The organism is Streptomyces sp. NPDC048269 (assembly GCF_040652395.1).
Taxonomy (GTDB): Bacteria; Actinomycetota; Actinomycetes; order Streptomycetales; family Streptomycetaceae; genus Streptomyces.
Map to the genome: position 1 here is coordinate 170,142 of NZ_JBEZLW010000011.1, position 25,878 is coordinate 196,019.

The 25,878-nt window shown below is 71.7% G+C and carries 29 protein-coding genes; 8 read left to right on the plus strand and 21 right to left on the minus strand.

What is annotated here, in order from left to right; translation table 11 throughout:
* Positions 1 to 37 precede the first annotated feature (37 nt).
* The 5 genes from AB0D48_RS15670 to AB0D48_RS15690 all read right to left on the minus strand — a co-directional run bounded on the left by AB0D48_RS15670 (position 38) and on the right by AB0D48_RS15690 (position 4,075).
* Entirely contained in the window at positions 38 to 625 is a 588-nt protein-coding gene (locus AB0D48_RS15670) for a hypothetical protein (protein ID WP_362395899.1), read from the minus strand.
* A gap of 23 nt (positions 626 to 648) precedes the next feature.
* Positions 649 to 1,095 (minus strand): helix-turn-helix transcriptional regulator, encoded by a 447-nt coding sequence (locus AB0D48_RS15675; RefSeq protein WP_362395902.1) that lies wholly within the window; start codon positions 1,093 to 1,095, stop codon positions 649 to 651.
* Between the two features lie 80 nt (positions 1,096 to 1,175).
* The gene (locus AB0D48_RS15680; protein WP_362396061.1) at positions 1,176 to 1,946 is read right to left on the minus strand and encodes a putative protein N(5)-glutamine methyltransferase; all 771 of its coding nucleotides are present in this window, start codon (positions 1,944 to 1,946) and stop codon (positions 1,176 to 1,178) included.
* A gap of 187 nt (positions 1,947 to 2,133) precedes the next feature.
* Positions 2,134 to 3,378 (minus strand): GNAT family N-acetyltransferase, encoded by a 1,245-nt coding sequence (locus AB0D48_RS15685; RefSeq protein ID WP_362395905.1) that lies wholly within the window; start codon positions 3,376 to 3,378, stop codon positions 2,134 to 2,136.
* A 97-nt stretch (positions 3,379 to 3,475) separates the two neighbouring features.
* Positions 3,476 to 4,075: an AmfC protein gene (locus tag AB0D48_RS15690; protein ID WP_362395908.1), complete on the minus strand. Its 600-nt coding sequence runs from the start codon at positions 4,073 to 4,075 to the stop codon at positions 3,476 to 3,478.
* A 136-nt stretch (positions 4,076 to 4,211) separates the two neighbouring features.
* Here AB0D48_RS15690 and dtd point away from each other — a divergent pair, with 136 nt between their 5' ends.
* On the plus strand, positions 4,212 to 4,637 hold the full coding sequence (gene dtd, locus AB0D48_RS15695) for a D-aminoacyl-tRNA deacylase (RefSeq protein WP_362395911.1): 426 nt from the start codon (positions 4,212 to 4,214) through the stop codon (positions 4,635 to 4,637).
* Positions 4,638 to 4,692: 55 nt separating this feature from the next.
* On the opposite strand, the gene AB0D48_RS15700 is transcribed toward dtd, so the two are convergent.
* The 13 genes from AB0D48_RS15700 to AB0D48_RS15760 form a co-directional block, all read right to left on the minus strand.
* Positions 4,693 to 5,661 carry a folate-binding protein gene (locus AB0D48_RS15700; protein ID WP_362395914.1) on the minus strand — a complete coding sequence of 323 codons (969 nt, stop codon included), beginning with the start codon at positions 5,659 to 5,661 and terminating at the stop codon, positions 4,693 to 4,695.
* Positions 5,662 to 5,714: 53 nt separating this feature from the next.
* Entirely contained in the window at positions 5,715 to 6,170 is a 456-nt protein-coding gene (locus AB0D48_RS15705) for a Fur family transcriptional regulator (RefSeq protein WP_362395916.1), read from the minus strand.
* Positions 6,171 to 6,311: 141 nt separating this feature from the next.
* Entirely contained in the window at positions 6,312 to 6,884 is a 573-nt protein-coding gene (locus AB0D48_RS15710) for an FABP family protein (RefSeq protein WP_362395919.1), read from the minus strand.
* A gap of 270 nt (positions 6,885 to 7,154) precedes the next feature.
* The gene (locus AB0D48_RS15715; protein ID WP_362395922.1) at positions 7,155 to 8,270 is read right to left on the minus strand and encodes a hypothetical protein; all 1,116 of its coding nucleotides are present in this window, start codon (positions 8,268 to 8,270) and stop codon (positions 7,155 to 7,157) included.
* Positions 8,267 to 9,187, minus strand: coding sequence for a hypothetical protein (locus AB0D48_RS15720; protein WP_362395924.1), 921 nt, complete (start codon positions 9,185 to 9,187; stop codon positions 8,267 to 8,269). Before AB0D48_RS15720 ends, AB0D48_RS15715 begins: the two co-directional genes overlap by 4 nt.
* A complete protein-coding gene (locus AB0D48_RS15725; protein ID WP_362395927.1) occupies positions 9,184 to 9,948 on the minus strand; it encodes a hypothetical protein in 765 nt (254 codons plus the stop codon). The genes AB0D48_RS15720 and AB0D48_RS15725 overlap by 4 nt, the downstream gene beginning before the upstream one ends.
* A gap of 121 nt (positions 9,949 to 10,069) precedes the next feature.
* On the minus strand, positions 10,070 to 10,333 hold the full coding sequence (locus AB0D48_RS15730; RefSeq protein WP_362395930.1) for a DUF3099 domain-containing protein: 264 nt from the start codon (positions 10,331 to 10,333) through the stop codon (positions 10,070 to 10,072).
* Positions 10,334 to 10,470: 137 nt separating this feature from the next.
* Complete coding sequence (locus tag AB0D48_RS15735) at positions 10,471 to 10,761, minus strand: DUF1416 domain-containing protein (RefSeq protein ID WP_362395933.1); 291 nt, start codon at positions 10,759 to 10,761, stop codon at positions 10,471 to 10,473.
* Positions 10,762 to 10,825: 64 nt separating this feature from the next.
* Complete coding sequence (locus AB0D48_RS15740; protein WP_362395936.1) at positions 10,826 to 11,671, minus strand: sulfurtransferase; 846 nt, start codon at positions 11,669 to 11,671, stop codon at positions 10,826 to 10,828.
* Between the two features lie 191 nt (positions 11,672 to 11,862).
* Positions 11,863 to 11,952 (minus strand): Ms5788A family Cys-rich leader peptide, encoded by a 90-nt coding sequence (locus tag AB0D48_RS15745; RefSeq protein WP_350875872.1) that lies wholly within the window; start codon positions 11,950 to 11,952, stop codon positions 11,863 to 11,865.
* Positions 11,953 to 12,107: 155 nt separating this feature from the next.
* The gene (locus AB0D48_RS15750; RefSeq protein ID WP_362395939.1) at positions 12,108 to 12,824 is read right to left on the minus strand and encodes a DUF2993 domain-containing protein; all 717 of its coding nucleotides are present in this window, start codon (positions 12,822 to 12,824) and stop codon (positions 12,108 to 12,110) included.
* Between the two features lie 64 nt (positions 12,825 to 12,888).
* Positions 12,889 to 14,373: a hypothetical protein gene (locus tag AB0D48_RS15755; RefSeq protein WP_362395942.1), complete on the minus strand. Its 1,485-nt coding sequence runs from the start codon at positions 14,371 to 14,373 to the stop codon at positions 12,889 to 12,891.
* A gap of 10 nt (positions 14,374 to 14,383) precedes the next feature.
* The gene (locus AB0D48_RS15760) at positions 14,384 to 14,638 is read right to left on the minus strand and encodes a MoaD/ThiS family protein (protein ID WP_362395945.1); all 255 of its coding nucleotides are present in this window, start codon (positions 14,636 to 14,638) and stop codon (positions 14,384 to 14,386) included.
* 470 nt (positions 14,639 to 15,108) lie between these two features.
* Between AB0D48_RS15760 and AB0D48_RS15765 the strand changes: the two genes are divergently transcribed.
* From AB0D48_RS15765 to AB0D48_RS15785, 5 genes are all read left to right on the plus strand, one after another.
* Entirely contained in the window at positions 15,109 to 15,885 is a 777-nt protein-coding gene (locus AB0D48_RS15765; RefSeq protein ID WP_362395949.1) for a response regulator transcription factor, read from the plus strand.
* Between the two features lie 97 nt (positions 15,886 to 15,982).
* Positions 15,983 to 17,005 carry a LacI family DNA-binding transcriptional regulator gene (locus AB0D48_RS15770; protein WP_362395952.1) on the plus strand — a complete coding sequence of 341 codons (1,023 nt, stop codon included), beginning with the start codon at positions 15,983 to 15,985 and terminating at the stop codon, positions 17,003 to 17,005.
* 178 nt (positions 17,006 to 17,183) lie between these two features.
* Complete coding sequence (locus AB0D48_RS15775) at positions 17,184 to 18,365, plus strand: trypsin-like peptidase domain-containing protein (RefSeq protein WP_362395955.1); 1,182 nt, start codon at positions 17,184 to 17,186, stop codon at positions 18,363 to 18,365.
* Positions 18,366 to 18,415: 50 nt separating this feature from the next.
* A complete protein-coding gene (locus tag AB0D48_RS15780; protein ID WP_362395958.1) occupies positions 18,416 to 19,165 on the plus strand; it encodes a response regulator transcription factor in 750 nt (249 codons plus the stop codon).
* Between the two features lie 5 nt (positions 19,166 to 19,170).
* On the plus strand, positions 19,171 to 20,604 hold the full coding sequence (locus AB0D48_RS15785) for a HAMP domain-containing sensor histidine kinase (RefSeq protein WP_362396064.1): 1,434 nt from the start codon (positions 19,171 to 19,173) through the stop codon (positions 20,602 to 20,604).
* Here the strand turns inward: AB0D48_RS15785 and AB0D48_RS15790 are convergent.
* The gene (locus tag AB0D48_RS15790) at positions 20,584 to 21,462 is read right to left on the minus strand and encodes a phosphatidylinositol-specific phospholipase C (protein ID WP_362395961.1); all 879 of its coding nucleotides are present in this window, start codon (positions 21,460 to 21,462) and stop codon (positions 20,584 to 20,586) included. The genes AB0D48_RS15785 and AB0D48_RS15790 overlap by 21 nt on opposite strands.
* An 88-nt stretch (positions 21,463 to 21,550) precedes the next feature.
* Positions 21,551 to 22,120, minus strand: a complete 570-nt coding sequence (locus tag AB0D48_RS15795; RefSeq protein WP_362395964.1) for a helix-turn-helix domain-containing protein — start codon at positions 22,118 to 22,120, stop codon at positions 21,551 to 21,553.
* A gap of 143 nt (positions 22,121 to 22,263) precedes the next feature.
* On the opposite strand from AB0D48_RS15795, the gene AB0D48_RS15800 reads away from it, so the two are divergent.
* Positions 22,264 to 23,046, plus strand: a complete 783-nt coding sequence (locus tag AB0D48_RS15800; RefSeq protein ID WP_362395966.1) for an alpha/beta hydrolase — start codon at positions 22,264 to 22,266, stop codon at positions 23,044 to 23,046.
* Positions 23,047 to 23,149: 103 nt separating this feature from the next.
* Positions 23,150 to 23,794: a dihydrofolate reductase family protein gene (locus AB0D48_RS15805; protein ID WP_362395969.1), complete on the plus strand. Its 645-nt coding sequence runs from the start codon at positions 23,150 to 23,152 to the stop codon at positions 23,792 to 23,794.
* A 99-nt stretch (positions 23,795 to 23,893) separates the two neighbouring features.
* On the opposite strand, the gene AB0D48_RS15810 is transcribed toward AB0D48_RS15805, so the two are convergent.
* Positions 23,894 to 25,708 carry a bifunctional metallophosphatase/5'-nucleotidase gene (locus AB0D48_RS15810; RefSeq protein WP_362395972.1) on the minus strand — a complete coding sequence of 605 codons (1,815 nt, stop codon included), beginning with the start codon at positions 25,706 to 25,708 and terminating at the stop codon, positions 23,894 to 23,896.
* Positions 25,709 to 25,878: the final 170 nt, after the last annotated feature.

Sequence of the window (25,878 nt, forward strand, 5' to 3'; positions counted from 1 at the left end):
ACCCTCAAGGTGCCCGGCCCGCCATCGGTCATGCGGTTCAGCTCTCGTCGCCCGCCGTGACGCCGGCCTTCTTGGCCGCGTTCCTGCGAGCCGCGGGCTTCTTCGCGGCGGGCTTCTCGTCACCGGCGGACGCGTCGCCGGCGGCCGGCTCGGCGGCCGGCTCAGCGGTGCGCTCGGCCCCGGGCTCGACGGCCACGGCGATCTCGACGATCTCCTCGGAGACCTCGCCCCGCCAGGCGCGGACGGCCTGCTCGCCGTGCTCGGCGACCTTGTCGTAGGTCTCCTTGGCGCGGACCGCGTACTCCGCGGCCACCCCGACGCCGCGCAGCGCCAGGTCCTGCGCGGTCTCCCCGAGCTTCTTCGGGTCGATCGCGCCGAACACCTCGGCGGCCTTGGCGGTGACCGCCTCCTGCGCCTCCTTGGCGGCCTCCTTGGCCTTCTCCTGCACGACCTTCGGGTCGGTGTTCTTCACGGCCTCGATGCGCGCCGGCACCTCGGCGCGCAGCTGCTCGATGAGCCCCGGCACCTTCTTGGCCTGCTGCACGGCGAGGTCGGCGGTGCCGGCCGCGAAGTAGAGCGGGGTGGGGTCGGTGAGGGTCTTCTTCAGGTCATCGGCGATGGCCATGTGCTGGTCCTCCCGGATCAAGTTCAGTTCGTCGTCTTCGACGGCATCTCTTCGTCGGCCCTGACGGCCCCGTCGGTCCCGTCGGTCCCGTTGGTCCCGTCGGTCCCGGCCTCGGCGGGCGCGTCGAGCGCGTTCTCCTTGCGGAACGACTCGTAGATCTGGAGCAGCACCTGCTTCTGCCGCTCGTTGATGGACGGGTCGGCGAGGATGACGGCCCGCGTCTCCACCTCGTCCCGGTCCCGCTCATCCAGGATCCCGGCCTGCACGTACAGCGTTTCCGCGGAAATCCGCAGCGCCTTGGCCAGCTGCTGGAGGATGTCCGCGCTCGGCTTGCGCAGCCCGCGCTCGATCTGGCTCAGGTACGGATTCGACACCCCCGCCGCCTCGGCGAGCTGCCGCAGCGAAAGCTGGGCCTGCCGACGCTGCTCACGGAGGTACTCGCCGAGGTTTCCGACGTTGAGCGATGCCATGACTCGATCCTGCCCGATTCTGCTAACTATTGCAAGCAGGCGCTTGCAACATCTCCCACCCCGGTCTCCGCCGCTCCGGTTCAGGCCGCGGCGATCACCACCGTCGCGCACAGCTCCTCCGAGGCGGCCACCCGGGTCGTCAGTCCCGCCGAAGTCAGGACCGCGGCCGTCGTCGGGCACTGACGGGCGCTCGTCTCGATCAGCAGGTGACCGCCCGGAGCCAGCCAGGGCAGGGCGCCCGCCGCGACCCGGCGGTGGAAGTCCAGACCGTCCGCGCCGCCGTCCAGGGAGACCAGGGGCTCGTGGTCGCGCGCCTCCGACGGCATGAACCCGATCTCCTCCGTCGGCACGTACGGGGCGTTGACCACCAGCACGTCCACCCGCCCGCGCAGTGACTCCGGGAGCGGGGCGTACAGGTCGCCCTCCCACACACTGCCGCCGTACGGGGCCACGTTGCGCCGCGCGTACGCCAGCGCCGCCGCGTCGATGTCCGCCACGTGCAGCTCCACACCGCCCGGGACCCGAGCCGCCACGGCCGCGCCCAGGGCGCCCACCCCGCAGCACAGGTCCAGCACGACCGCGCCGGGCCGGGCCAGCGCCACCGCCTCCGTCACCAGGAACTCGGTGCGCCTGCGCGGTACGAAGGCCCCCGCGCCCACTTCCATCCGCAGTCCGCAGAACTCGGCCCAGCCCACCACGTGTTCCAGCGGTTCGCCGCCGACCCGGCGGCCCAGCAGCTCCGCCAGGTGGGCGTCGTCCCGCGCGGCCGCGAGCAGCAGGTCCGCCTCCTCCTCCGCGAAGACACAGCCCGCCGCACGCAGTTGTTCCACGACAGTCGTCAAATACCTCAGTCCTCAGTCCCAGTACCCATTGCTCGTTGTTCGATGTTCGTTGTCGAAATTCCACAAACGATCACACGATACGGTCGCCGACCCGCACGCACCGTCGCGCCCGGGTCGCCAGCCGCCGGGCGGCGACCGGCGTGCACTCCACGATGGGCGCGATCTCCTCGAACGCCATCGAAGGGCCGGCCAGGGCTCAGAACACGTCCGGGCACCACGGCCGGCGTGCCGTGCGGAACACCGCGTCGGCCAGCGCCAGGGCCCCCGGACGCTCCTCGGCAATCCTGCCGAGCGCGCCCAGCCGCACGGCCGACTCGTCGCCGAGGTACAGCGAGCCCAGGACGGCCACGTCCAGTCGCAGGTCCGCGGCCTCCTCGGTCCGCTCGCAGGAGCCGGCGCCCGCGTCCAGCCGGTAGCGGCCGGCCGCCGGGCCCGTCGCGTCCGTCACCTCGAGCACGAGCACCCCGGGCACCGCGTACGTCCGCGCGCCCAGCGCCCGTACGACGTCCAGCAGCCGCACCCACAGGAAGTCGGCGGAGGTCAGGGTCCTGGCGGAGCGCGGGTCGGGCAGCAGCTGCGGGAGCAGGTCGTCGGGAGCCCGGTAGCCGGTGCGGACCTTGAGCACCCAGTCGATGGAGCACAGGAAGTGCCACAGCGCCCGCTGCGCCTCGGGGGTGACCGCCAGCAGGTCCCTGACCTGCACGGTGTTCTGCGGGACCTTCGCGTCCGTCCAGTGGTCGTCGGCCTGGTAGGTGACCAGGCCCGCCACCTCGCCGACCGCCGTCCGGTACACGGCGTGGAACTTGTCCTTGTACGGGCGGTGCGACATCTCCTCCAGGCCGGTCGTGAGGTTCCACCAGCGCTCGCGCCGGTCCACCGCGCCGTGCGTGACCGCGCGCAGCCGCTCGTGCAGCTCAGGGCCCACGCGCCGGACCTCGGCCGCGTCCACGATGTCGATCCGCCCCCCGTCCAGGTCGGGGGGCAGGCGCCGGTCCAGTCCGGTCCGCGGTACGTCGATCTCCCATTCCGAGGTCGAGGTGGCGGGCCCGTACCCGTACCGCCCGTAGATGGGGTACTCGGCGGCGATCAGCGTCGCCAGCACGTCCCCGCGCGCGTGGGCGGCGGCGAGTTCGGCGGCCATCATGCGGGTCAGCAGACCCTGCCGGCGGTGTGTGGCGAGCACCGCGACGTTCGAGACGGCGCTGACGGGCACGGTCGCCCCGCCGGGCACGGTCAGCTCCTGCGCGAAGGAGAGGAAGGCCGCCACGCAGCGGCCGGTGTCGGTGTCGAACGCGCCCTGGATACGGGTCAGGTCGCTGTACCTGGCCCGCTCGGCAACGTCGTTCTCCGTTGCCCGGGCCGGGCTCAGGAAGCCTGTGTTCAGGGTGTTGAGCCACTCGTGGAGTTCGGATTCGGCGATCGGCCGGACGTCAGCACTCATAACCGGCCACGCTAATCGTGGGCCCGGCCCAAGTCGCCCGGTTTTCCGGCGCCCTCCGTACCCCCCCGGCTCGCACGCCGCCCGCGCCGCCCGCGGCTCAGGCCAGCAGGTCGTCCACCTGCGCCTCGCCCTCCCGGTACCGCCGGGTGATCTCCGCGCTGCAGTCGTCCACCGTGCGCTGGAGCTGCTGGCGGCGCCGCGAGACCTGCTGCTCGTAACGGATCAGCTTGCCCATCCCGTCGTACAGCTCGCCGTCCGTGCGCGCGCCCAGGTCCGACAGCTCCACGTCGGCCAGCATCTCCGCCGCCAGCAGCCGGTACTCCTCGCTGTGCGGGGTGCCGAGCGTGACGTGCCGCGCCGAGGCGCTGCGGCTGGAGGGAGCGTCGGCGAGGATCTCGGAGAGCCGGTCCACCACCGGCGTCTCGGGGTCGGTACGCCGGGCCAGCTCGGCCCGCAGGATGTCGATGCGGCCCTGGAGCAGCCGGCGCACGTAGCTCAGGTCGGCCTCGTCGCGTTGCGCGTCACGGCGCAGCGCGCGCAGTTCCGGCAGCCGTAGCGCGCTGGTCGGCGCGGCCCCGGCCGGGGCGACGGCCGTGGCCGTACCCGGTACGTCGGCGCTGCGCTGCGCGGGCGGTCGTACCGCGGCAGCGGACATGGACGCGGGTGATGCAGGTACGGAGGTACCAGAAGTATTCATACGAACGAGTCCGTCCCCTCGACCGGTGCGGCGCACCCGCACCGCCTGCCTGCATCGTGCCACTCTCCGTGGTCCCGACGCAGTCCCAGTCCACCCGATCGGCCCCGGACGGGTGCACGGCTGGTACACAGGTGGTATGCGAGCTGTGGTGCAGAGGGTGGACGGCGCGAGCGTCGTCGTGGCCGGTGAGACGGTGGGCGAGATCGTCGGCGAGGGGTTGTGCGTGCTGGTGGGGGTGACCCACGACGACACACCGGAGAAGGCGGCGCTGCTGGCGCGCAAGCTGTGGTCCGTGCGGATCCTGGAGGCGGAGAAGTCCTGCAGCGACGTGGACGCGCCACTGCTGGTGATCTCCCAGTTCACGCTCTACGGAGACGCCCGCAAGGGTCGTCGGCCCACGTGGAACGCGGCCGCGCCGGGGCCGGTCGCCGAGCCGCTGGTGGACGAGGTCGTGGCGCAGCTGCGGGCGCTGGGCGCGACGGTGGAGACGGGCCGGTTCGGCGCGGACATGCGGGTCTCGCTCACCAACCAGGGCCCGTTCACCATCGTCATCGACGTCTAGGTCCTGTCCGGGCGGACAGGACCTCGTGCCGCGGGTCGGGGCGCTGCCGCGTCGGTCAGGGGGCTACGACGACCTCCTGCGCGGCGGCCGTCTTCCCGGCCAGCAGCGGCGCGTCGACCGGCACGTTCCGCTTGACCAGCGCGAGCGCGATCGGGCCCAGCTCGTGGTGGCGGACGGCGGTGGTCACGAAGCCCAGCTGCCGGCCCTCTTCCCCGTCGGCGGCGAGCCGGACGGGCGCGCCGTGCGCCGGGAGGACCACCTCGGAGCCGTCCAGGTGCAGGAAGACCAGGCGGCGCGGGGGCTTCCCCAGGTTGTGGACGCGGGCCACCGTCTCCTGGCCGCGGTAGCAGCCCTTCTGGAGGTGCACGGCGGTGCCGATCCAGCCGAGCTCGTGCGGGATGGTGCGGTGGTCGGTCTCCTGGCCGAGCCGCGGCCGGTGCGCCTCGACGCGCAGGGCCTCGTACGCGAGGAGGCCCGCGGCGGGGCCGTGCGAGGCGGCGAACGCCTCCAGCTCGGCGCGGGGCAGGAAGACGTCGCGGCCGTGCGGGGTCTCCCGTACCACGTGCTCCTCGGCGACCTCGGCGATGGAGCCGGCCGGCAGGTGCACGACGGCGAACTCCTCGGTGCGGTCGGCTACTTCGACGCGGTAGAAGAACTTCATGGACTCCAGGTAGGCGATCAGCTCGCCCTGGGTTCCGGGCTCCACGTGCGCCCACGTGGTCTCCCCGTCGTCGACGAGGTAGAGCGCGTGCTCGATGTGACCGTGGGCGGAGAGGATCAGCGCCTCGGTGGCCTGCCCGGCCGGCAGCTCGGTGAGGTGCTGGGTCAGCAGCAGGTGCAGCCAGCTCAGCCGCTCCGGGCCGGTGACGGTGACGACTCCTCGGTGCGAGAGGTCGACGAACCCGCGGCCGTCCGCGAGGGCGCGCTGTTCGCCGTACAGCTCTCCGTAGTGGGCGGCGACGCCCTCGTCACGGCCTTCGGCCTGCACGGCGCCGGGGAGATGGAGCAAAGGGCTGCTGGTCATGGGACCAAGCGTACGACCCGGCCAGGACAGGGCCTACGGCGCCCGCGCGTGGCCTACGCGTGGCCGTCGCGGTGCTGGGCGGCGCACTTCTTGCACAACCCGAAGATCGCGAAGTGCTTCATGTCGGTTTCGAACCCGAAGGTCGCGCGGAGCTTGGCGGTGAACTCGGCGGCGATGTCCACATCGGCCTCGATGACGTCGCCGCAGTCGCGGCAGACCAGGTGGATGTGGTGGTGCCGGTCGGCGAGGTGGTACGTGGGCGCGCCGTGGCCGAGGTGGGCGTGGGAGACGAGCTTCAGCTCCTCCAGCAGCTCCAGCGTGCGGTAGACGGTGGAGACGTTGACGCCGGAGGCGGTCTTGCGCACCTCGGCGAGGATCTCGTCCGGGGTGGCGTGCTCCAGGGCGTCGACCGCTTCCAGGACAAGCTGGCGCTGCGGGGTCAGGCGGTATCCGCGCTGCCGCAGATCGGTCTTCCAGTCGGCGCCTTCGGTGCTCTCGGTCCTCGCCACCCGGCCAGTGTAAGCGCGCGAAGGGGACCGCGGGCTGCCCGCGGTCCCCTTCGTGCACAGCCTGTGGACATGTTCGGCCGGCCGGACCGGCCGGTCCGTGCCTGCCGGTCCGTGCCTGCCGGTCCGTGCCTGCCGGTCCGGTCAGCGGAAGAAGGCGATGCCGTCGTCCGGCATGTCCGGGAGGTTGCGCGCCATCTCGGCGACCTCCTCGGGCGTGACGACCTTCTTCAGCTGGGCCGACATGTACGGACGCAGCTCGACGTCCGGGGTGGCCTTCTCGCCGACCCACATGAGGTCGCTCTTCACGTAGCCGTACAGCCGCTTGCCGCCGCTGTACGGGCCGGAGGCCGCGGTGCGGGCGACCGCGTCGGTGACCAGGTCGATCTGGGGCTTCTGGTCGGCGAGCTCGCCGTACCAGATCTCGACGACGCCCTGGTCGCGGACCATGACGATCTCGACCTTGCGGTCCTTGTCGATGCGCCAGTAACCCGACTCGGACTCCAGCGGCCGCACCTTGTTGCCCTCGGCGTCGAGGACCCAGGTGTGGGAGGTGTACTGGAGGAAGTCCCGGCCGTCGTGGCTGAAGACGACCTCCTGGCCGAAGTTGCACTTCTCCTCGCCCGGGAAGTCGAAGACTCCCGCACCCTCCCAGTTGCCGAGGAGGAAGGCGAGGGGGACGAGTCCCGGATTCAGGTCGGACGGGATCTGGATCATGATTGGCTGCTCAGGCGATCTGTGGGAGGGGTTCCGGGGCGGTCTGCTGGGCGGACGCTCAGCGCTGACCCTGGTACAGCTTCTTGACGGCCAGGCCGGTGAAGGCGAGGACGCCGACGCAGACCAGGACCAGCAGGGAGGTGAAGACTGCCTCAAGCACGGGGTGCTCCTCGGAGGTTTCGTTCGGGGGAGGTACGGCCGGTCCCCAAGCCTACTGGCCCGGGGACCGCCGCACTCTGTGAGGTCGGCCGTTCCGCCCGCCGCGGGAGCTCAGCTCAGCATCTGGCTCTGCAGGATCACCGTCTGGTGGAAGGGGACGGTGGCCACCTCGCCCTTCCGGGTCTGGATGATCACCGCCTGCACGTCACCCGCCTTCAGGCAGCCGACCTTGGTCTGCTCGTCGCCGTACGGCACGGATTCCACGTAGACGCTGATGTCGTTGCTGTAGAAGACGCCGGCGGGCCGGCCCGGGCCGCTCCGCCCCGTCGCGGGCGGCTGCCCCGACTTGGCCTTGCTCCAGTGCGGGTCCAGCGTGAGCGCCTCGGCGCCGAGGAAGACGCTGTTGCTGTTGCAGACTTCGTAGGAGTCCCTGAAGCTCCCGGAGTGGGCGCGCAGCAGGTAGATACGAGCCCTCGTGCCGTCCGGCATCGTCCAGCCGCGGCCGGTGATCTGGCGCAGCCCGTCGTGGTCGAGGCCCTCCTTGATCTTCGCCCGGGTGGCGGGGGCGTACTCCTCCAAGAAGGCGTCGGTCGACACGTTCCCGTCCTTGTCGGCCTTGAACGCGCCATCCGGCCGGGCGGCCCCCGGGCTGGGCAGCAGCAGGGCCGACAGCGCGGCGTAGTGGATCCCGGCCTTGTTGTCCTCGGCCCCCGGCAGGGGTGCACCCGGCGGCAGCGTGGGCCACGACAGCGCCGGGTAGGACCAGCGGCCGTCGGCCTCGGTGGACAGCCCGGGCAGGTCGGCGCGCTCGGGCTGGATCATCCCGTACGCGGCTCCCGTGCCGGCAGCGGCGAAGACGACGACGGCGGCCGTCCAGCGCAGGAGGGCACGCAGGCGGCGGCGGTCCCGCGACGCGGCGGGGGCGGTCTCGGGCGGGGCATCCGGCCGGGGTGTTGCCGCGGTCGTCGGCGCGGTCGTCGGCGCGGTTTCGGGCACGGCCTCGGGCACGGCTTCGGGCGTGGTTTCCGGCACGGTCTCGGGCACGGCTTCGGGCACGGCTTCGGGCGTGGTTTCCGGCGCTGCCTCGGGCACGGCTTCGGGCGTGGTGTCCGGCACGGCCTCGGGCGTGGTGTCCGGCACGGCCTCGGGCGTGGTGTCCGGCGCGGCCGCGACCGGTGCGCCGAGCGCCGGAGCCGCTTGGGTCTTGGCGGTGTTCTGCTCGCTCACACGGACTCCCCGGGGGACTTCAGTCGGTTCAGCTGCTCCTCGAAGAGGTTCACGGCATCGGTCGCGGAGAACTGGCCTGCCCCTGCGTACATCGTGAAGTCCACCAGGACGTCACCCTGGACCGCGACGCAGTCGATGCTCTCGACCGTGCTCGTGTCCTTGTCCTTCTCCGTGTTCTCCCTCCTCGGCGCGCGCACCGTGCTCAGCACGCACTTGGCGTTGTCGAAGCCCTCCACCTTCGGCGCCTCACGGCCGTCGCCGCCGAGCGACCGGAGCAGTTCGAGGAGCTTCCCGGTGAGGGAGGACAGCGAAGCGAGGGCCTCGGGATCGGCCTGCGTCAGGGTGATCTCCACGCCCGACAGTTTCGCGTGGTTGCCCGAGCGGTAGCTGCGTGCCGCCAGGCCCTTGAGCTTCAGCTCGGCCAGCGTCTTTTCCCGTTCGGCGCGCTGCTGGTCGGAAAGTCCGGTCTCGGCGTCCTTCATCGACTGGAGCGCCCGTTCCCCGGGGACGTAGAAGTCATGGCCCTCCGCATCTATGTCGGGGCCGACGGAGAGGGCGCTGGTGTACGGCAGCAGCTTGGCCACGAGGTCGTTCGGCGGCACGGTCGGGACCGGCGGCTCGGAGCCCGAGGGATCCGGCGCGTCCTCGGCGGCCCAGTAGAGCGTCGGGGCGGTGCGGTCGGCCCGGTCCATCACGGCGGACGCCCAGAGGCCGCCGCCGGCGAGCACGGCCACGGACAGTACGCCGGCGAGTACGGCTACGGCCGGCCGCCTGGTCCGGCGAGCCGGAGCGGACACCCCGGCGGGCGGCCCGGCGGTGGTGTGTCCCTCTTCGGTCGCGGCGTCCGGCCGGCGGTTCCGGTCGTCCGGCCGGTCTTCGGTCGCCGCGTCCGGCAGGCGGTTCTGCTCGTCGCTCACAGCCGCTCCCACTGCCGCTTGGCCAGATCGACCAGGGCGTTCTCGTCCAGGTCGCCCCGGTTGTTCTGGATCTTGACGTCCATGACGATGTCGCCGCGCCGGGCGACGGCTCGGCCCGACTGCACCGGCTGGTAGCCGGGGGTCTGATGCGCCTTCGAGTCGACCCAGAGGTGACCGTAGGCCGCAGGCACGCCGGGAAAGTCCTTGCCCGGGTTCCCGGCGAACTTCGGCTGCGACATGAAGGAGTAACCGGCCTGGTCGTCCTCGGCTCCCGACCGCTCGTGGAACTGCTTCAGCCGTACCGTGACGACGTTGTGTCCGCCGTCCTTCCACCGCAGTGTCGCGATGCGCCGCACGTGCTTGGAGAGCAGGCCGCGGAGCCCCGACCCGGGATCCGCGAAGTAGTCCGCGGCGTATTCGTCCACCGGTTCGACCCCGGAGTAGCTGACCTCCACCCCGGCCGGGGCTTCCACCAGGAGCCTGGCCAGGTCGTCGTCCGTCTTGTGCCACCGGTTGGCATTCACGGTGCGCGGGGTCGTCGACCCGTCCGCCGGCAGGGGCTTCGGTACGTCCACCGACTGCTGGGCCAGCGGCGGCAGCGGGGTGGGGGCGCGGTGGTACTGGATCGTGTAGCCGGTGACCGTGCCCGCGATGATGCCGAGGGTGGCCGCGCCCGCGATCAGCAGGGGTGTCCGGCGGGGACGGCGCGGCCCGGATTCCGTCCCTTTTTGCTGCTCAGGGGTGGTCTGTTCGTGTTCCAAAAGGGTCCCCCCACAGGACTGAGGCGCAGGCGCATTACCCGCGCGTACCCATGACCCGATCCGGGGGGACGCAGTTGTATGAATGCTTATTACATTCTTATCTCGCTGGGCCGGTCCCGCTTCAGTCCTCGTGACGGCGCTTTCCGTCCAGCTCGTCCCACCACTCGTCGGACTTCGGATCCCCCGAGGGGTCGTCCCACCAGCGGTCGTCCGGGCCGCGCCGGTTGGCGATCATCGCGGCGACCGGCGGGATCACCATGGCGACGACACACATGGCGACCGCGGCCTCCACCGAGAGGAGGCGCACGAAGGCCCAGGCGGAGACGAAGAGGAAGAGGCATCCGCCCATGAGCAGGAAGTAGGCGCGCCGGCGCCGGGCGTACATGTCTCCAGGGTAGAGCGGGGCCCCGCAAGTACAACCCGCGCGGACGGCACGCGGCCACGACGGCACGAAGGGCCGCACCCCGGTCCAGTGGCGTCCAACCCCCGGGGGTGCGGCCCTTCGGCCGGTTCAGCTGTCGATCAGACCGCGATCGCCACGTCCGTCACGCCTCCGGCCTCGGCGACCACGACCTGGCGGTCCGCCGTGGCACCGGGGACGAGCGCCCGAAGCGTCCAGGAGCCGGTGGCCGCGTAGAAGCGGAACTGGCCGGTGGCCGAGGTCGGGACCTCGGCGGTGAACTCGCCGGTCGAGTCCAGCAGGCGGACGTAGCCGGACACCGGCTCGCCCCCCTTGGTCACCTGACCCTGGATCGCGGTCTCACCGGGCTTGAGCGTCGCGAGGTCGGGCCCGCCGATCTGTGCTCCACACATGTTCTCTGTCCTGTCCTAGAGAGGTTCTGCTGCTACGGGGCGGGCGTCGCGTGCCCGGCCGGGATTACTTGTTGGCGCCGAGCTCGATCGGCACGCCGACCAGCGAGCCGTACTCGGTCCAAGAGCCGTCGTAGTTCTTGACGTTCTCCTGGCCCAGGAGCTCGTGCAGCACGAACCACGTGAGCGCGGAGCGCTCACCGATGCGGCAGTAGGCGATGGTGTCCTTCGCCAGGTCGACCTGCTCCTCCTGGTAGAGGGCGGTCAGCTCCTCGTCGGACTTGAAGGTGCCGTCGTCGTTGGCGTTCTTCGACCACGGGATGTTGCGGGCGCTCGGGACGTGGCCGGGGCGCTGCGACTGCTCCTGCGGGAGGTGCGCCGGGGCGAGCAGCTTGCCGGAGAACTCGTCGGGCGAACGGACGTCGACCAGGTTCAGGGAGCCGATCGCGGCCACGACGTCGTCGCGGAAGGCGCGGATCGAGGTGTCCTGGGCCTTGGCCTTGTACTGGGTGGCCGGGCGGTTCGGGACGTCCTTGCCGTCGACCAGGTCGCGGGAGTCGAGCTCCCACTTCTTGCGGCCGCCGTCGAGGAGCTTCACGTCCTGGTGGCCGTAGAGCTTGAAGTACCAGTAGGCGTAGGACGCGAACCAGTTGTTGTTGCCGCCGTAGAGGACGACGGTGTCGTCGTTGGAGATGCCCTTGGCGGAGAGGAGCTTCTCGAAGCCCTCCTGGTCCACGAAGTCGCGGCGGACCGGGTCCTGGAGGTCCTGCTTCCAGTCGATCCGGACGGCGTTGGTGATGTGGTTCTTGTCGTACGCGGACGTGTCCTCGTCCACCTCGACGATGACGACGTTGGCGTCGTTCAGGTGGGCCTCGACCCAGTCGGCGTCTACGAGGACGTCGCTGCGGCTCATGGTGTTCTCCTCCGGGGCAGTGTGCGGCGGGGCTGTGCGGGTACTGCTGAAAACCTGCCGGGCTGGCTGCAGGTGTCACTCGTGCGTGTGTCCGGGTGCCCCACAGTTCCTGCGCGGGGAGGCGTCAGGAGTCGGGTGCGGTCACGCGGGAAGAGCCGTCGTCCGGCTGATGGAGCGGATGCGCTCACACGTCACATGGATCGACAGAGCATGGCGGCGACGCGGCACAGGTCTACTGCCCGCCGCTTCGTGAGGTCCGCCTGCTGATGCTTCATAGCCATGGATCGTAGGGACGAAGCGGCCACCCTGTCACCGGCGTGTCATATCCCGAGACGGGATCGTCCGAATAGTGGGATCAATGCTGGGTGAGCGACCGCCGCGCGGCCTTCCGGAGCCACCGTGCGGCCCGTCCTTCTGCGGATCGGACCGCTCCGTCTCACGATCCGGCCAGCACCACGTCCGTACCGCCCAGCGTGAGGTGTACACCGGCCTCGTCCGAGGTCAGGGCGGACAGGTGCAGGCCGGCCGGCAGCCCGCTGTCGAGACTGCGGTCGAAGTCGGTCTTCTTGCGGACCAGCTTCTCGACCCCGGGGATCCCCTCGCCCGGCACCTCGTCGGCGCGCACCCGCACGATCCGGCCGCCCTTGCCGTCCTGCGCGTCCTCCAGTGTGATGGTCGACACCACGCTGCGCGTCAGCGTCTTGCCGAGGACGTCCACCGACGCGGTCACCTTCACCTTGCCCGGCGCCCCGCCGTAGGAGAGGGTCGCGCCGGTCTGCGAGGCCGCGGTCAGGTCCGCGTACGTGATGAGGCCGGTGCCCTCGGCACGCTTGGCCGTGCCACCGCTGTAGTCCGCGTTCAGCTTCACGTTGCGGAAGGTCGCGTCGAGCTCGGAGAGCCGCGTCTTGCGGCCCTCCGCGGCGACGTCGACGCCGCGGAGCTTCAGGTCCACCCGGTCCAGGTCGTGACTGAGCGCCTGGGTGAGGAACGGAAACCCGTGGATGTCCACCTCAGAGGTGCCGGCCAGCCCCTGCCGGGCCTGGAGCCGGTCGGCCAGCCGGTTCTCGGCATAGCCGACCGCCCAGCGGTCCACCCCCACGAACAGGGCTCCCAGAACCACTCCGATGATCACGACGGCGCGCAGGAAACGCACGTGCCACTCCCCCTACTAGTCGGTACGTGCGGTCTAGTGGACCATGTCCGTTGTCAGGGCCAGATCAGGCCACCACCCGGCCGATCAGATAGACGGCGGGCGCGGCGGCAGCCAGCGGCAGTGCGACACCGGCCGTCATGTGGACGAACTTCGACGGGTAGTCGTACGCCGCCACGCGCAGCCCGACCAGCGCGCACACGCCGGCGGCGAGGCCGAGCAGCGCCCCGCCCACCCCGATGTCGGTCAGCCCTCCGACGGCGATGCCCGCACCGACGGCCGCGGCCAGCGAGACGCCGACGGAGGCCGGGGTGGGCAGCGGCAGCGCGCGGGCGAAGACGGCGACGGCGACGGCGGCCGCACCGACGGTGACGGCGGCGGTGTCCGCGGCCAGGTACCCGGCGCAGACGATGGCGAGCGCGGCCGAGGCCACCGATGCCATCAGGCCGTACATCCGCTCGTCGGGGTCGGCGTGACTGCGCAGCTGGAGCACCAGGGTGAGCAGCACCCAGGCTCCGAGGGTGCCGACGATCGCGCCGGGGCCGTACGAGTCGTCCACGGCGAGCACGGCCACGTCGGCGACGAGGGCTCCGGCGAAGGCGAGGGCGATGCCCTGGCGGGCGGGCCACATGCCGTTGAGGCGGAACCAGCCGGCCGCGGTGAGGCCCTGGAGGGCGACCAGCGGCAGGAGCAGCGCGTACTGCCCGAGGGCCGCGGCCACGGCGAGCAGCACCCCGAGAACGGCGGTCAGTATGGCCGGCTGCGGGCCGGGGTCGATGATCGGCGACCGGCCCTCGGCGCGGGCCTGGGCCGGGTCGACGGCGCGAAGGGTATTGCCGGCGAGGGTGGGCGGGGAGTACTCCGGCTCCTCCTCGGGCGCGTCCGGCAGGACCGGGGCGGGAACCGGGGCCTGGGCTTCGGCGGCGGCCTGGGGCGGGAGGTAGGCCGTCTGCTCGGCCGGGGCTTCGGGGGACCAGTCCTGGGCCGGGGCCGGGGCCGGGGCCTCGTCGCGGAACCAGCCGTCCGGCGCCGCCGGCTGCTGGTGCTGCTGCTGCTGCTGCTGCTGCTGCTGCTGCTGTGCGACTGCGGGACCCGGGTACGGCGGCAGGTACGCGGTCTCCTCGGCCGGGGCCGGAGCCTGGTAGGGCGGGAGGTAGGCGGTCTGCTCTGCCGCCGGTGCCGGGGACCAGTCCTGGGCCGGAGCCGGAGCCGCAACCTCGTCCCGGAACCACCCCTCCGGCGCCGCCGGCTGCGGCTGCTGCACCGGCTGCTGCTGCGCGGGACCCGGGTACGGCGGCAGGTACGCCGTCTCGGCCCACTCCTGGGCGGGAGCGGGGGCGGGAGCAGGCGCGACGTCGTCGCGGAACCAGCCCTCGGGCGCGACCGGCTGCCCCGGCACCCCGCCCAGCGGCGGCGGCACCGGCTGATAGCCGGTGTCCCAGGTGTCGGACTGCCAGGTCTGGGTCCCGTACGGGTCCTGCTGCTGCGCGTACTCCTGCTGCTGGTGCTGGTGCTGGTTCTGCTGGTTCTGCTGTTCTTCAGGCGTGCTCATCGGCTCCCGCTCACCCGCCCGCGAACGGCGGGAGCACCTCGACGGTGCCCCCCTCGGTCAGCAGGACGGAATCGTGCGGGCGCTTGCCCACAGGCTCATCGTTCACGAGGAAGGAGCAGCGCAGCAGGACCCGGGTCAGCTCCCCGGGGTGGCGTTCCCGCACGCCCTCGAGCGCCTCGGCCAGTGTGCCCGCCGAGTACGGCTCCTCCGCCGTCTTGGCCGCGGCCTTGGCCGCCGCCCAGTAGCGGATGGTTCCGGTTGCCACTGCAGCTCCTATCGTCGGCTCTCTACCGTCGGCCTCCATGATGACCCCTCCCACCCCGCACACCAGCGTGCCTCCGCGCGCCCCGTATGCGCCCGGGCGGCCCGCGGGAGGTCCATCGATCCGGTGAAACCGGGGCATACGCAGGGCAGGGGCGTGGCAGGAACCACAGAAGAGGGAGTGATGGAGGCCTCGGCCCCGAAAGCGCCAGTGGGCTATTCTGCTGCGAGAGGATCCGGGCAACGTTGCCCCCGGGTCCTTTTGTGCTTTCAGCGCGTTGAACGAACCGAGAACAACCGAGAACGACGGCATCCGTCCGGGCCTCAGGGCGCGGGGCCGGCGGACACCGCACCAGACGCACCACGTACGAAGCAGTACCGCGCACGTCCTCGACGGGACCGAGGAGGAACCGACGTGATGGACCAGCGAACCGTGATCGACCGACCCACCGGCACCGGGCGGGGTGGTCGGGCATGAGCTCACTCCTGCTGCTGACCAACGCCCTGCAGCCGTCCACCGAGGTCCTGCCCGCCCTCGGCCTGCTCCTGCACAACGTGCGGGTGGCCCCCGCCGAGGGCCCGGCCCTCGTGGACACCCCGGGCGCCGACGTCATCCTCGTCGACGGCCGCCGCGACCTGCCGCAGGTGCGGTCGCTGTGCCAGCTGCTCCGCTCCACCGGGCCGGGCTGCCCGCTCATCCTGGTCGTCACCGAGGGCGGCCTCGCGGCCGTCACCGCCGACTGGGGCGTCGACGACGTACTCCTGGACACCGCCGGCCCCGCCGAGGTCGAGGCGCGGCTGCGGCTGGCCACCGGCCGCCAGCAGCTGGGCTCGGACGACTCCCCGATGGAGATCCGCAACGGCGATCTGTCGGTGGACGAGGCGACGTACTCCGCCAAGCTCAAGGGGCGGGTGCTGGACCTCACCTTCAAGGAGTTCGAGCTGCTCAAGTACCTCGCGCAGCACCCGGGCCGGGTCTTCACCCGCGCCCAGCTGCTGCAGGAGGTGTGGGGCTACGACTACTTCGGCGGTACCCGGACGGTCGACGTCCACGTACGGCGGCTGCGCGCGAAGCTCGGCCCCGAGCACGAGTCGCTGATCGGCACCGTCCGCAACGTCGGCTACCGCTTCGTCACGCCGGAGAAGGTCGAGCGGGCGGCGGCGGAGGCCGCGGCACAGGCTGCGGCGAAGGCCGCGGCCGAGGCCGCCGCGCAGACGGCCGCACAGGTCGGCGCCCAGACCGGGGCGTAGTGCGGCGCGGCCATCACCCACTCGGCGGAAGGCGGCGTGAGCATCCATTGGCCGGACGCCCTGCCCAGAGGTAGGTCACCCCGCGTAGACTTCGCGCGTGGCCAAGGTGACGCGGGATGACGTGGCGCGACTTGCGGGTACCTCTACCGCCGTCGTGAGCTACGTCATCAACAACGGACCCCGGCCGGTTGCCCCGGCCACGCGCGAGCGTGTACTCGCCGCGATCAAGGACCTGGGCTACCGCCCGGACCGGGTCGCCCAGGCGATGGCCTCGCGGCGCACCGACCTCATAGGCATGATCGTCCCCGATGCCCGGCAGCCCTTCTTCGCGGAGATGGCGCACGCGGTCGAGCAGGCCGCCGCCGAGCGCGGAAAGATGGTGCTCGTCGGGAACTCCGACTACCGCGACGAGCGCGAGGTCCACTACCTGAGGGCCTTCCTCGGGATGCGGGTCTCGGGCCTGATCCTGGTCAGCCAGGGCATGAGCGAGCGCGCGGCGTCGGAGATCGAGGCGTGGGACGCGCGGGTCGTGCTGCTTCACGAACGTCCGGAGGCGATCGACGACGTCGCCGTCGTCACGGACGACATCGGTGGCGCGCAGCTCGCCACCCGCCACCTGCTGGAGCACGGGCACGAGTACGTGGCCTGCCTCGGCGGCGTCGAGACCACCCCGGAGGTCGGCGACCCGGTGGCCGACCACGTCGAGGGCTGGCGCCGGGCCATGCTGGAGTCGGGCCGCTCGGTGGAGGGCCGGCTCTTCCAGGCGCCGTACAACCGCTACGACGCGTACCGCGTGGCGCTCGAGGTGCTGGCCGGGCCGGACCGCCCGCCGGCCATCTTCTGCGCCACGGACGACCAGGCGATCGGTCTGCTGCGGGCTGCGCGGGAGCTGCGGATCGACGTGCCCGGGGAGCTGGCCGTCGCCGGCTTCGACGACGTGAAGGAGGCGGCCCTCACGGACCCGCCCCTCACCACCATCGCCTCGGACCGTCCGGCGATGGCCCGGGCGGCGGTGGACCTGGTCCTGGACGACGCCCTGCGTGTGGCCGGCTCCCGCCGGGAACGGCTGAAGCAGTTCCCGTCGGCGCTGGTGATCCGCCGGTCCTGCGGCTGCCGCTAGCCGTCCGGCGGTCGGCAGGCCGGCTTTTCGCCTGCGGCCCGCCTCACTGGGGCCCGCCTTCCTGCGGGCCGCCTCCCCGCTGGGACGTGCCCGGCCTTATGTCGGGCATACGCGGTTCTGTCGGGCTTCTCAGCGGGGACTCAGGAAGCTCTCATGATCCGCGGACATGGTCATAGACATGACCGACAGCTTCCGCCGCGAAGGCGAGTACCCGCAGCACCGCCCGACCCAGCACACGCCGTTCGGCGAGGACTGGCAGCGGGAGCCCGACCAGCCGGCGCAGGCCGCCGCGGCAGGGGGCTACCCGCCGCCTCCCGTGTACCCGCCCGCCGCCCCGGGGTGGCACGAGGCGCACCAGCCCCCGGTCATCCAGGGGGAGACCGTCCCCGCGGCCCCGTCGGCCCCGGCCCCCCACGCAGCCCCCCGCGCCAAGCGCCCGGTCGCGCTGCTCGCCGCCGTCGCACTCGCCGCCGCCGTGGTCGGCGGCGGCACCGCGGCGGCCGTCCAGCAGCTGATCGGCACCCACGACGGCACCAGCGGCAGCGGCGTCAACGGGACGAACGTCTCCCAGTCCAGCAACGGCACCGTCTCCGGCGTCGCCGAGCAGGTCAGCCCCTCCGTGGTCCGCATCGACACCCGCACCGGCTCCGGCCAGGGCACCGGTTCCGGCATCGTCGTCACCGCCGACGGGGAGATCGTCACCAACAACCACGTCGTCAGCGGCGCCTCCGAGATCCAGGTGACGATGAGCGACGGCAAGAAGTACAGCGCCAGGACCGTCGGGACCGACCCCGACAAGGACCTCGCCCTCATCAAGCTCCAGGGCGCGAGCGGACTCAAGGCCGCCGAGCTCGGCGATTCCGGCAGCCTGAAGGTCGGCGACCAGGTCGTCGCCATCGGCTCCCCCGACCGCCTCACCGGCACGGTCACCAGCGGCATCGTCTCCGCGCTCGACCGCGAGGTGAACGTACCGAAGTCGGAGCAGCAGTCTCCGCAGCGCCAGCAGGGCGGCAGCGGCGGCTGGCCGTTCTCGTACGACGGCCGGCAGTTCAACGGGAACACCGGCTCGGAAACCACCTCGTACAAGGCCATCCAGACGGACGCCTCCCTCAACCCCGGCAACTCCGGCGGCGCCCTCGTCAACCTGAACGGCGAGATCGTGGGCATGCCCTCCGCCATCTACTCCCCCTCCAGCGACAGCTCCACCGCCGGCAGCGTCGGCCTCGGCTTCGCCATCCCGGTCAACACGATCAAGGCCGACCTGGACTCCCTGCGCAAGGGCGGCCCCGGCGGCACGGGCACGGGTTCCGGCGGCGACAGCGGCGGCACCGCCGCCAACGGCTTCGGCACCTCGTACTGAGACCCTGGACCCTGGTACGTGCCACCGACCACCACCCCTGGGGGACCAAGATGGCTGCACATTCCGTCACGGGCGCCGAAGGCGACCAGCAGCGGATCCTCGTCGTGGACGACGAGCCGGCCGTCCGCGAGGCCCTGCGCCGCAGCCTCGCCTTCGAGGGGTACGCCGTACAGACCGCCGTCGACGGCCTCGACGCCCTCGACCAGGCTGCCTCGTACGCCCCCGACCTGATCGTCCTGGACGTCCAGATGCCCCGGATGGACGGCCTGACGGCGGCCCGCAGGCTGCGCGCGGCCGGCAGCGTCACCCCGGTCCTGATGCTCACCGCCCGCGACACGGTCGGCGACCGCGTCACCGGCCTCGACGCGGGCGCCGACGACTACCTCGTCAAGCCCTTCGAGCTCGACGAGCTCTTCGCCCGCGTCCGCGCCCTGCTGCGCCGCAGTTCCTACGCCGTCCCGCAGGCCGGCGAGCCGGCCCACGAGGACGCGCTGACCTTCGGCGACCTGCGCATGGACCTGGCGACCCGCGAGGTCGCCCGGGCCGGGCGCCCGGTGGAGCTGACCCGTACCGAGTTCACGCTGCTGGAGATGTTCCTCGCGCACCCGCGGCAGGTCCTGACCCGCGAGCAGATCCTGAAGACCGTCTGGGGGTTCGACTTCGAGCCCAGCTCCAACTCCCTGGACGTGTACGTGATGTACCTGCGCCGCAAGACCGAGGCGGCCGGCGAGCCGCGTCTGGTCCACACCGTGCGCGGGGTGGGCTACGTCCTGCGCGCCGGCGAGAGCGGGCCCGAGTGAGCCGCATGAACCCGGTGGCCAGGTTCCGCGCCCTCCCGCTGCGTTCCCGCCTCGCGCTGCTGGTCACGGTGGCGGTGGCACTCGCCGTGGCCGCCGTCACGGCGGTGTCCTGGGTGATGGTGCGGGCCCAGCTCCGCGACCAGCTGGACGGCTCCCTGCGCGCCACCAACGCCGAGGCACAGGCCAACCAGGTGTACAAGGCGTTCGGCTGCGTCGTCGCCAGCACCCTGCCGGACCGGCCGTCCAACAACCTCAGCGCGCAGGTGCAGATCGTGCTGCCCGACGGCGGACACTGCTGGGTCGACGGCCGGAGCACACTGCAGGTCACCGACACCGACCTGGAGGTCGCCCAGCGCCGCCGCGGCCCCGTCCACTACGACGCGACCACCTCCGACGGCACCCCCGTCCGCGTCTACACCCAGCCCGCCCTCCTGGCGGGGCAGCCCGCCGCGCTGTCCGTCGCCAAACCCCTCGCCGACGTCGACAAGCCCCTGTCCACCCTGGCCTGGGTGCTGCTCCTGGTCTCGGGCATCGGAGTGGTCGGCGCGGGCGCGGCCGGACTGTGGGTGGCCCGGACGGGGCTGCGGCCGGTCGACGAACTCACCGGCGCCGTCGAGCACATCGCCCGGACCGAGGACCTGACCGTACGGATCCCCGACGAGGGCGACGACGAGATCGCGCGCCTGTCGCGGTCCTTCAATTCCATGACCGCCGCACTCGCCTCCTCCCAGGAACGGCAGGCCCAGCTGATCGCCGACGCCGGGCACGAGCTGCGCACGCCGCTCACCTCGCTCCGTACGAACATCGAGCTGCTCGCACACAGCGAGGAAACCGGCCGGGCCATCCCGCCCGAGGACCGCAAGGAGCTGCTGGACTCGGTCAAGGCGCAGATGACGGAGCTGGCCGCCCTCATCGGGGACCTCCAGGAGCTGTCCCGCCCGGACGCGGCGTCCCCGGGCCCGCTCCAGGTGGTGGCCCTGCACGAGATCGCGGGGGCCGCGCTGTCCCGGGCCCGGCTGCGCGGTCCGGAGCTGAGCTTCAGCTCCGCGCTGGAGCCCTGGTACGTACGGGGCGAGGCGGCCGCGCTGGAGCGCGCGGTGGTCAACGTCCTGGACAACGCGGTGAAGTTCAGCCCGCCGGGCGGCGCGGTCGAGGTGACGCTGCGGGCGGGCGAACTGACCGTACGGGACCACGGTCCGGGCATCCCGGACGAGGACCTGCCGCACGTCTTCGAGCGGTTCTGGCGCTCTCCGTCGGCCCGCGCCCTGCCCGGCAGCGGCCTCGGTCTGTCGATCGTCGCCCGTACGGTGGCACGCGCGGGCGGGAGCGCCGAGCTGCGGGCGGCGGCCGGCGGGGGTCCGGGCACTGAGGCGGTGCTCCGCATCCCGGGGGCGCCGGCACCGCCGCCGCCCGAGCCGTCAGTTGTGCCGGATCAGTGAGGCGACCAGGCCGGAGCGGGTGTTCGGGAAGTCCATCGGGACGATCCCGAGCCCGGTCCGGCCGGCCAGTTCCCCGCCGTCGACGAAGGCGTGCACCTGGGGGTTGAGGCGGTCGGAGTTCCAGCGCGGCGGCATGTACGCCGAGGTGCTGACGTAGTTCACGAACAGCTTGCCGGGCTGCTGGAAGGCCTTGCGGAAGTGGTTCTCGATCTTGCCGCGTTTGGCGAAGGGCTCGGCGTTCCAGTCGTCCTGGATGTCGAAGACGTTGCCGTCCCCGTAGCGCAGGCCGGGCAGTCCGCCGTTGTCGGCGAGCAGGACCACCTTGCCGCGGGCCTGGCCGAGCGTGGGCAGGGTGTCGGCGATCCGGAAGAGCGGACGCCAGCCGCGGTGGTCCAGGTAGTCGTCGAAGACGGCGCGGAAGGTGGCGTCGCTGTCCGTGGAGTACTCCTGCTTGAGCCGCATCAGGACCGTCTCGGACGGGCGCGCGGCGAGGAAGTTCCAGCAGGCCGCGAGCACGTCGCCGAACATCAGGTTCTGGTAGAAGGACCCGTGGTGGATGGCGAAGGAGCCGCCCGTCACCCGGCAGCGGACGTCGAGGAACCGGATGCCCGAGTCGAGTTGTTCGGCTATCGAGGTGTTCTGACAGGCGACGTAGAGCCCGCCCTGGCGGGCACCGGAATCGTGCGTGCCGGGGATGGTCATCCGCTGGAGGGCGGTGGAGTCGGCGAGGCCCGCCATCCAGTCCTGGGTGCCGAGTGCCGTGGCCGCGGCGGGTGGTGTGCCGAGCCCGGCGGTGACGCCCGCAGCCAGTGCTCCGACCAGAAAGGCCCGTCGGTCCAGTCCCGGTCCCATGCCCATGCCCGCCCCTTTGCCGACCCAGTGGTGGCCAGATTATGGCGTGCGCACGTCAATTTCACTACCCGTGGGTACGAACCTCCACCCCGCCCTAGCCCTCCAGCAACTCCGCCATCCGGCGCAGCCCTTGGGCGAGCTCGGGGCCGGTCGGGGCCTGCTCCGGATCGGTCAGGCACTGCACCATGACCCCGGTCAGCAGTGCGATGTGCAGCGAGCCGAGGGCCCGTACGTCCTCCTCCGCGACCTCCCCTTCGGGCACTCCGGCCAGCCCGGCGGCCACCATGCGCCGGTTGCGGCGCTGGCCTTCGGCCAGGATCGCGAGCAGCTCCGGCTGGGACTGCGCGTGGACGAAGGCCTCGACGGAGGCGGTCCAGAGCCAGCGCATCTCGCCGAAGTCCCGGATCTTGCGGTCCCAGGTGTCGGCGTAGCGCTCCTCGGCGGTGTCGCCCTGCCCGAGGAGCCGGCCGGACCCGGCGGCCCACTCCTCCATGGCGTCGAACAGGGCCTGGTTGAGCAGGGCGTCGCGCGATCCGAAGTGGTAGCCGATCGCGGCCATGCTCACGTTCGAGGCCGTGGCGATGTCGCGCACGGTCGTGCGCAGATAGCCCTTCTCCTCCAGGCAGCGCCGCGCTCCGGCCAGCAGGTCCTCGCGATTTCCCATGCCGGGATCGTAGCCGTGCCCCCGCTGTGGGGTCCCATCCGATTTGGGCAAGTGCGCTAGACGTGCGTATTGCGCATTTGCCCAAACACTGGCAGGCTTCAGCCATCGGAAGATCCACGGTCCTACGGGAGGCAAGAGCAGCCATGCGCCACGAGCTGAAGATCGACGACCGCACCCTCTCCTACCTGGACTTCGGCGGCACCGGCCGCCCGCTGCTCGCCCTGCACGGCGGCATGTCCGAAGGCGCCCACTTCACCGGCCTGGCCGCCGCCCTGGGCGACGAGTGGCGGGTCATCGCCCCCGACCAGCGCGGCCACGGCGACTCCGACCGCGCCGCCGAGTACAGCCGCGAGGGCTACGTCTCCGACGCCGTCGCCCTGCTGGAACACCTCGGCCTCGCCGAGCCGCTGCCCGTCCTCGGGTTCTCGCTCGGCGGCCTCAACGCGTACCACCTGGCCGCCCGCCACCCCGGGCTGGTCTCCGCGCTCGTCAACGCCGAGGCGCCCGTAGAGATCGTGCGGGGGGACGGCCCGGACTTCTGGGACTTCCTCCACCACCTGCCGTACACCGCACCGACCCGCGAGGAACTCATCACCGCCGCCGGCCCCCTCGGCGAGATGGTCGGCCCGGCCCTGCGGCTGCTGCCCGACGGGAGCGGCTGGCGGCTGCCGTTCGACCCTCAGGCCACCCTGGACACCCTCGCCGCCGGGTACGGAGACCGCTGGGACGTCTGGCTCGCGAGCCGCTGCCCGGCGCTGCTGATCCACGGCCTGCGCAGCGACGTCCTCCTGCGGGAGCAGGCCGACGCGATGGTGGCCCGGCGGCCCGGGACCTCGTACACCGCCCTCGACACCGAGCACTTCGCCCCGTTCCAGGACCCGCAGGGGTTCCACGAGGCCGTGCGGAAGTTCCTGGCCGGGCTCTAGACCGCCCGCCCGCCCCCGACCGGGTGACCGACCGGCCGCGTCCACACCGATGAGTTCGGCCCGCACCGGCAGTCTCATCGTTGTCGACGCACAGGAGGAACACGTGAACCAGTTGCTGAGGGTCCAGAACTTCATTGTCTCCAGTGACGGATTCGGTGCCGGTGAGGGACAGAGCCTGGAGAGACCGTTCGGCCACGCCGATCCCGGTGAGCTGTTCTCCTGGGCCGGCGCCACGGCGAGCTGGCCCATGCGGACCGCCCCCGGGGGCAGCCGGGGCCTCGACGACTACTTCACGCGGGACTTCGGGCGCAACATCGGCGCCGAGATCATGGGCCGCAACAAGTTCGGACCGCAGCGCGGGCCCTGGCAGGACCACGAATGGCGCGGCTGGTGGGGTGACGAGCCCCCGTTCCACACCCCGGTGTTCGTCATGACCCACCACGAGCGCCCCTCGTTCACGCTCTCCGACACCACCTTCCACTTCGTCGACGCCGACCCGGCCACCGTGCTCGCACGGGCGCGGGTGGCGGCGCAGGGCAAGGACGTCCGGCTCGGCGGCGGGGCCACCACCATCCGGGAGTTCCTCGACGCCGGACTCGTCGACACCCTGCACGTGGCGGTCTCGCCCGTGCGGCTCGGATCCGGGGTGCGGCTCTGGGAGTCGCCCGACGAGCTACTGGACCGCTTCCACTGCGATGTCGTGCCCAGCCCGAGCGGAGTGACGCACCACCTGTTCTGGCGGAAGTGACAAGCCGAAGGGGCGGCGGGCCGACGGGCCCACCGCCCCTTCGGGCGTGCTGTGCGCGGTGTCACCGGTACTGGTACGAGCGGTTCACCGGTACCGGCACTACTTGATGACCGTGATCCGGTCCGCCGCCGGCGGGACGATCGGGCTCGTCTCCGTCGACTTCCCGAGGAAGGCGTTGAAGCACTCCAGGTCGGGCGCGCCGACCAGCTTGTTCTTGTGCTCCTTCAGGACGGTGAAACCGTCACCGCCGCCCGCGAGGAACTCGTTCATCGCGACGCGGTAGGTCTTGGCGGGGTCGATCGCCGCGCCGTTCAGCTTCACCGAGTCGACGACCACGCGGTCCGCGCCGGTCTTCGTCATGTCCAGGGTGTACGTGAAGCCCTTCGACACCTGCAGGATCTTCGGGCTCGGGCCGTTGACCGGCCCGCTGACCTGCTGCTGGAGCGCGGTGATCAGCTGCGCGCCGGTCAGGTCCACGATGTTCATCATGTTGTTGAACGGCTGGACCGTGTAGGACTCGCCGTAGGTCACCACACCGTCGCCCTCGGCCCCCGAGGCCTTGTACGCGAGGTCGGCGCGGATGCCGCCCGGGTTCATGATGGCCAGCTGCGCGCCGCCCTTGTCGGCCGGGGCCAGCGCCTCGAGCTGCGCGTCGGCGATCAGGTCGCCCAGCGGCTTCTCGTACGCCTCCGAGCCGCGGCCCGGGATGTCGGCGGAGATGAAGCCCTGCGGGCGGTTCGCGACGGGGGCCGCCAGCGCGCTCCAGCGCTGGATCAGCTCGGTCATGTCCGCGGCCTTGGGCTGGTCGCGGGTGACGACCTTGTTGACCGGCTTGGGCGCGCTGACCGGCGTACGGACGATGTCCTTGGTCTGCCGGTCGTAGGTGAGGGTGGAGTCCGTGAACAGCCGGCCGTACGAGGCGGCGGAGGTCACCATGCGCGGGTTGCCCGCCGGGTCGGGGATGTTGCAGGCGTACGCCTGGTGCGTGTGTCCGGTGACCAGGGCGTCGACCTTCGGGTCCACGTTCTTGGCGATGTCCACGATGGCACCGGAGACGCCGGCGCCCGCGCCCGGGACGTCGCAGTCGTAGTTGTACGCGCCGTTCGCGGGCAGGCCGCCCTCGTGGATCAGCGCGACGATCGACTTCACGCCCTGCTTGTTCAGCTCGGCGGCGTACTTGTTGATCGTCTCGACCTCGTCGCCGAACTTCAGGCCCTTGACGCCCTCGGCGGTCACGACGTCCGGAGTGCCCTCCAGGGTGACGCCGATGAAGCCGATCTTCACGTCCCCCTTCTTCCAGATGAAGGTGGGGTTCATCATCGGACGCTTGGTCTTCTCGTCCGTGACGTTCGCGGCGAGGTACTTGAACTCGGAGCCCGTGAACTCCTTGCCCGGCTCGAAGCAGCCCTCGACCGGGTGGCAGCCGCCGTACGCCATGCGGCGCAGTTCGGACTTGCCCTCGTCGAACTCGTGGTTGCCGACGCTGGTGACGTCCAGCTTCAGCTTGTTCAGCGCCTCGACGCTCGGCTCGTCGTGGAAGAGCCCGGACAGCATCGGGCTGCCGCCGATCATGTCACCGGCCGCTGCGGTGACGGAGTACTCGTGGCCCTTGCGGGCCTCGCGCAGGCTGGTCGCGAGGTACTCGACCCCGCCCGCGGGTATGGCTTTGGTGGTGCCGTCGGCCTGACGTTCGGTCACAGTGCCGGAGGAGCCCTGCGGGGGCTCGAGCGTGCCGTGGAAGTCATTGAACGACAGCAGCTGCACGTCGACGGTGCGGCCCTTGGCGGCACCGCCACCACTCGCGGCTCCGGCCGGCAGTGCGGCGGCGACCATCGCCCCGGCCCCGGCCGTGACGGCGAGGGCGGTGAGGGTCAACCGGCGGGCGCGGGGGTGCCGTTGTGGCGTCGCTGACATTTAGTCCCCTTTGTGGACAGCGAGACAAACATGGGAGGTCCGCCGCAGCCTATTGTCAACGCGCGTAGCACGACAGGGGGTAACCGGTATCGAGCTGGTTACGCGCAGAAGACGGATCACCGCCGGGGCCGCACTCCGCCATGCGCCCCCTGCGGTCGTAGGCTCGGGGT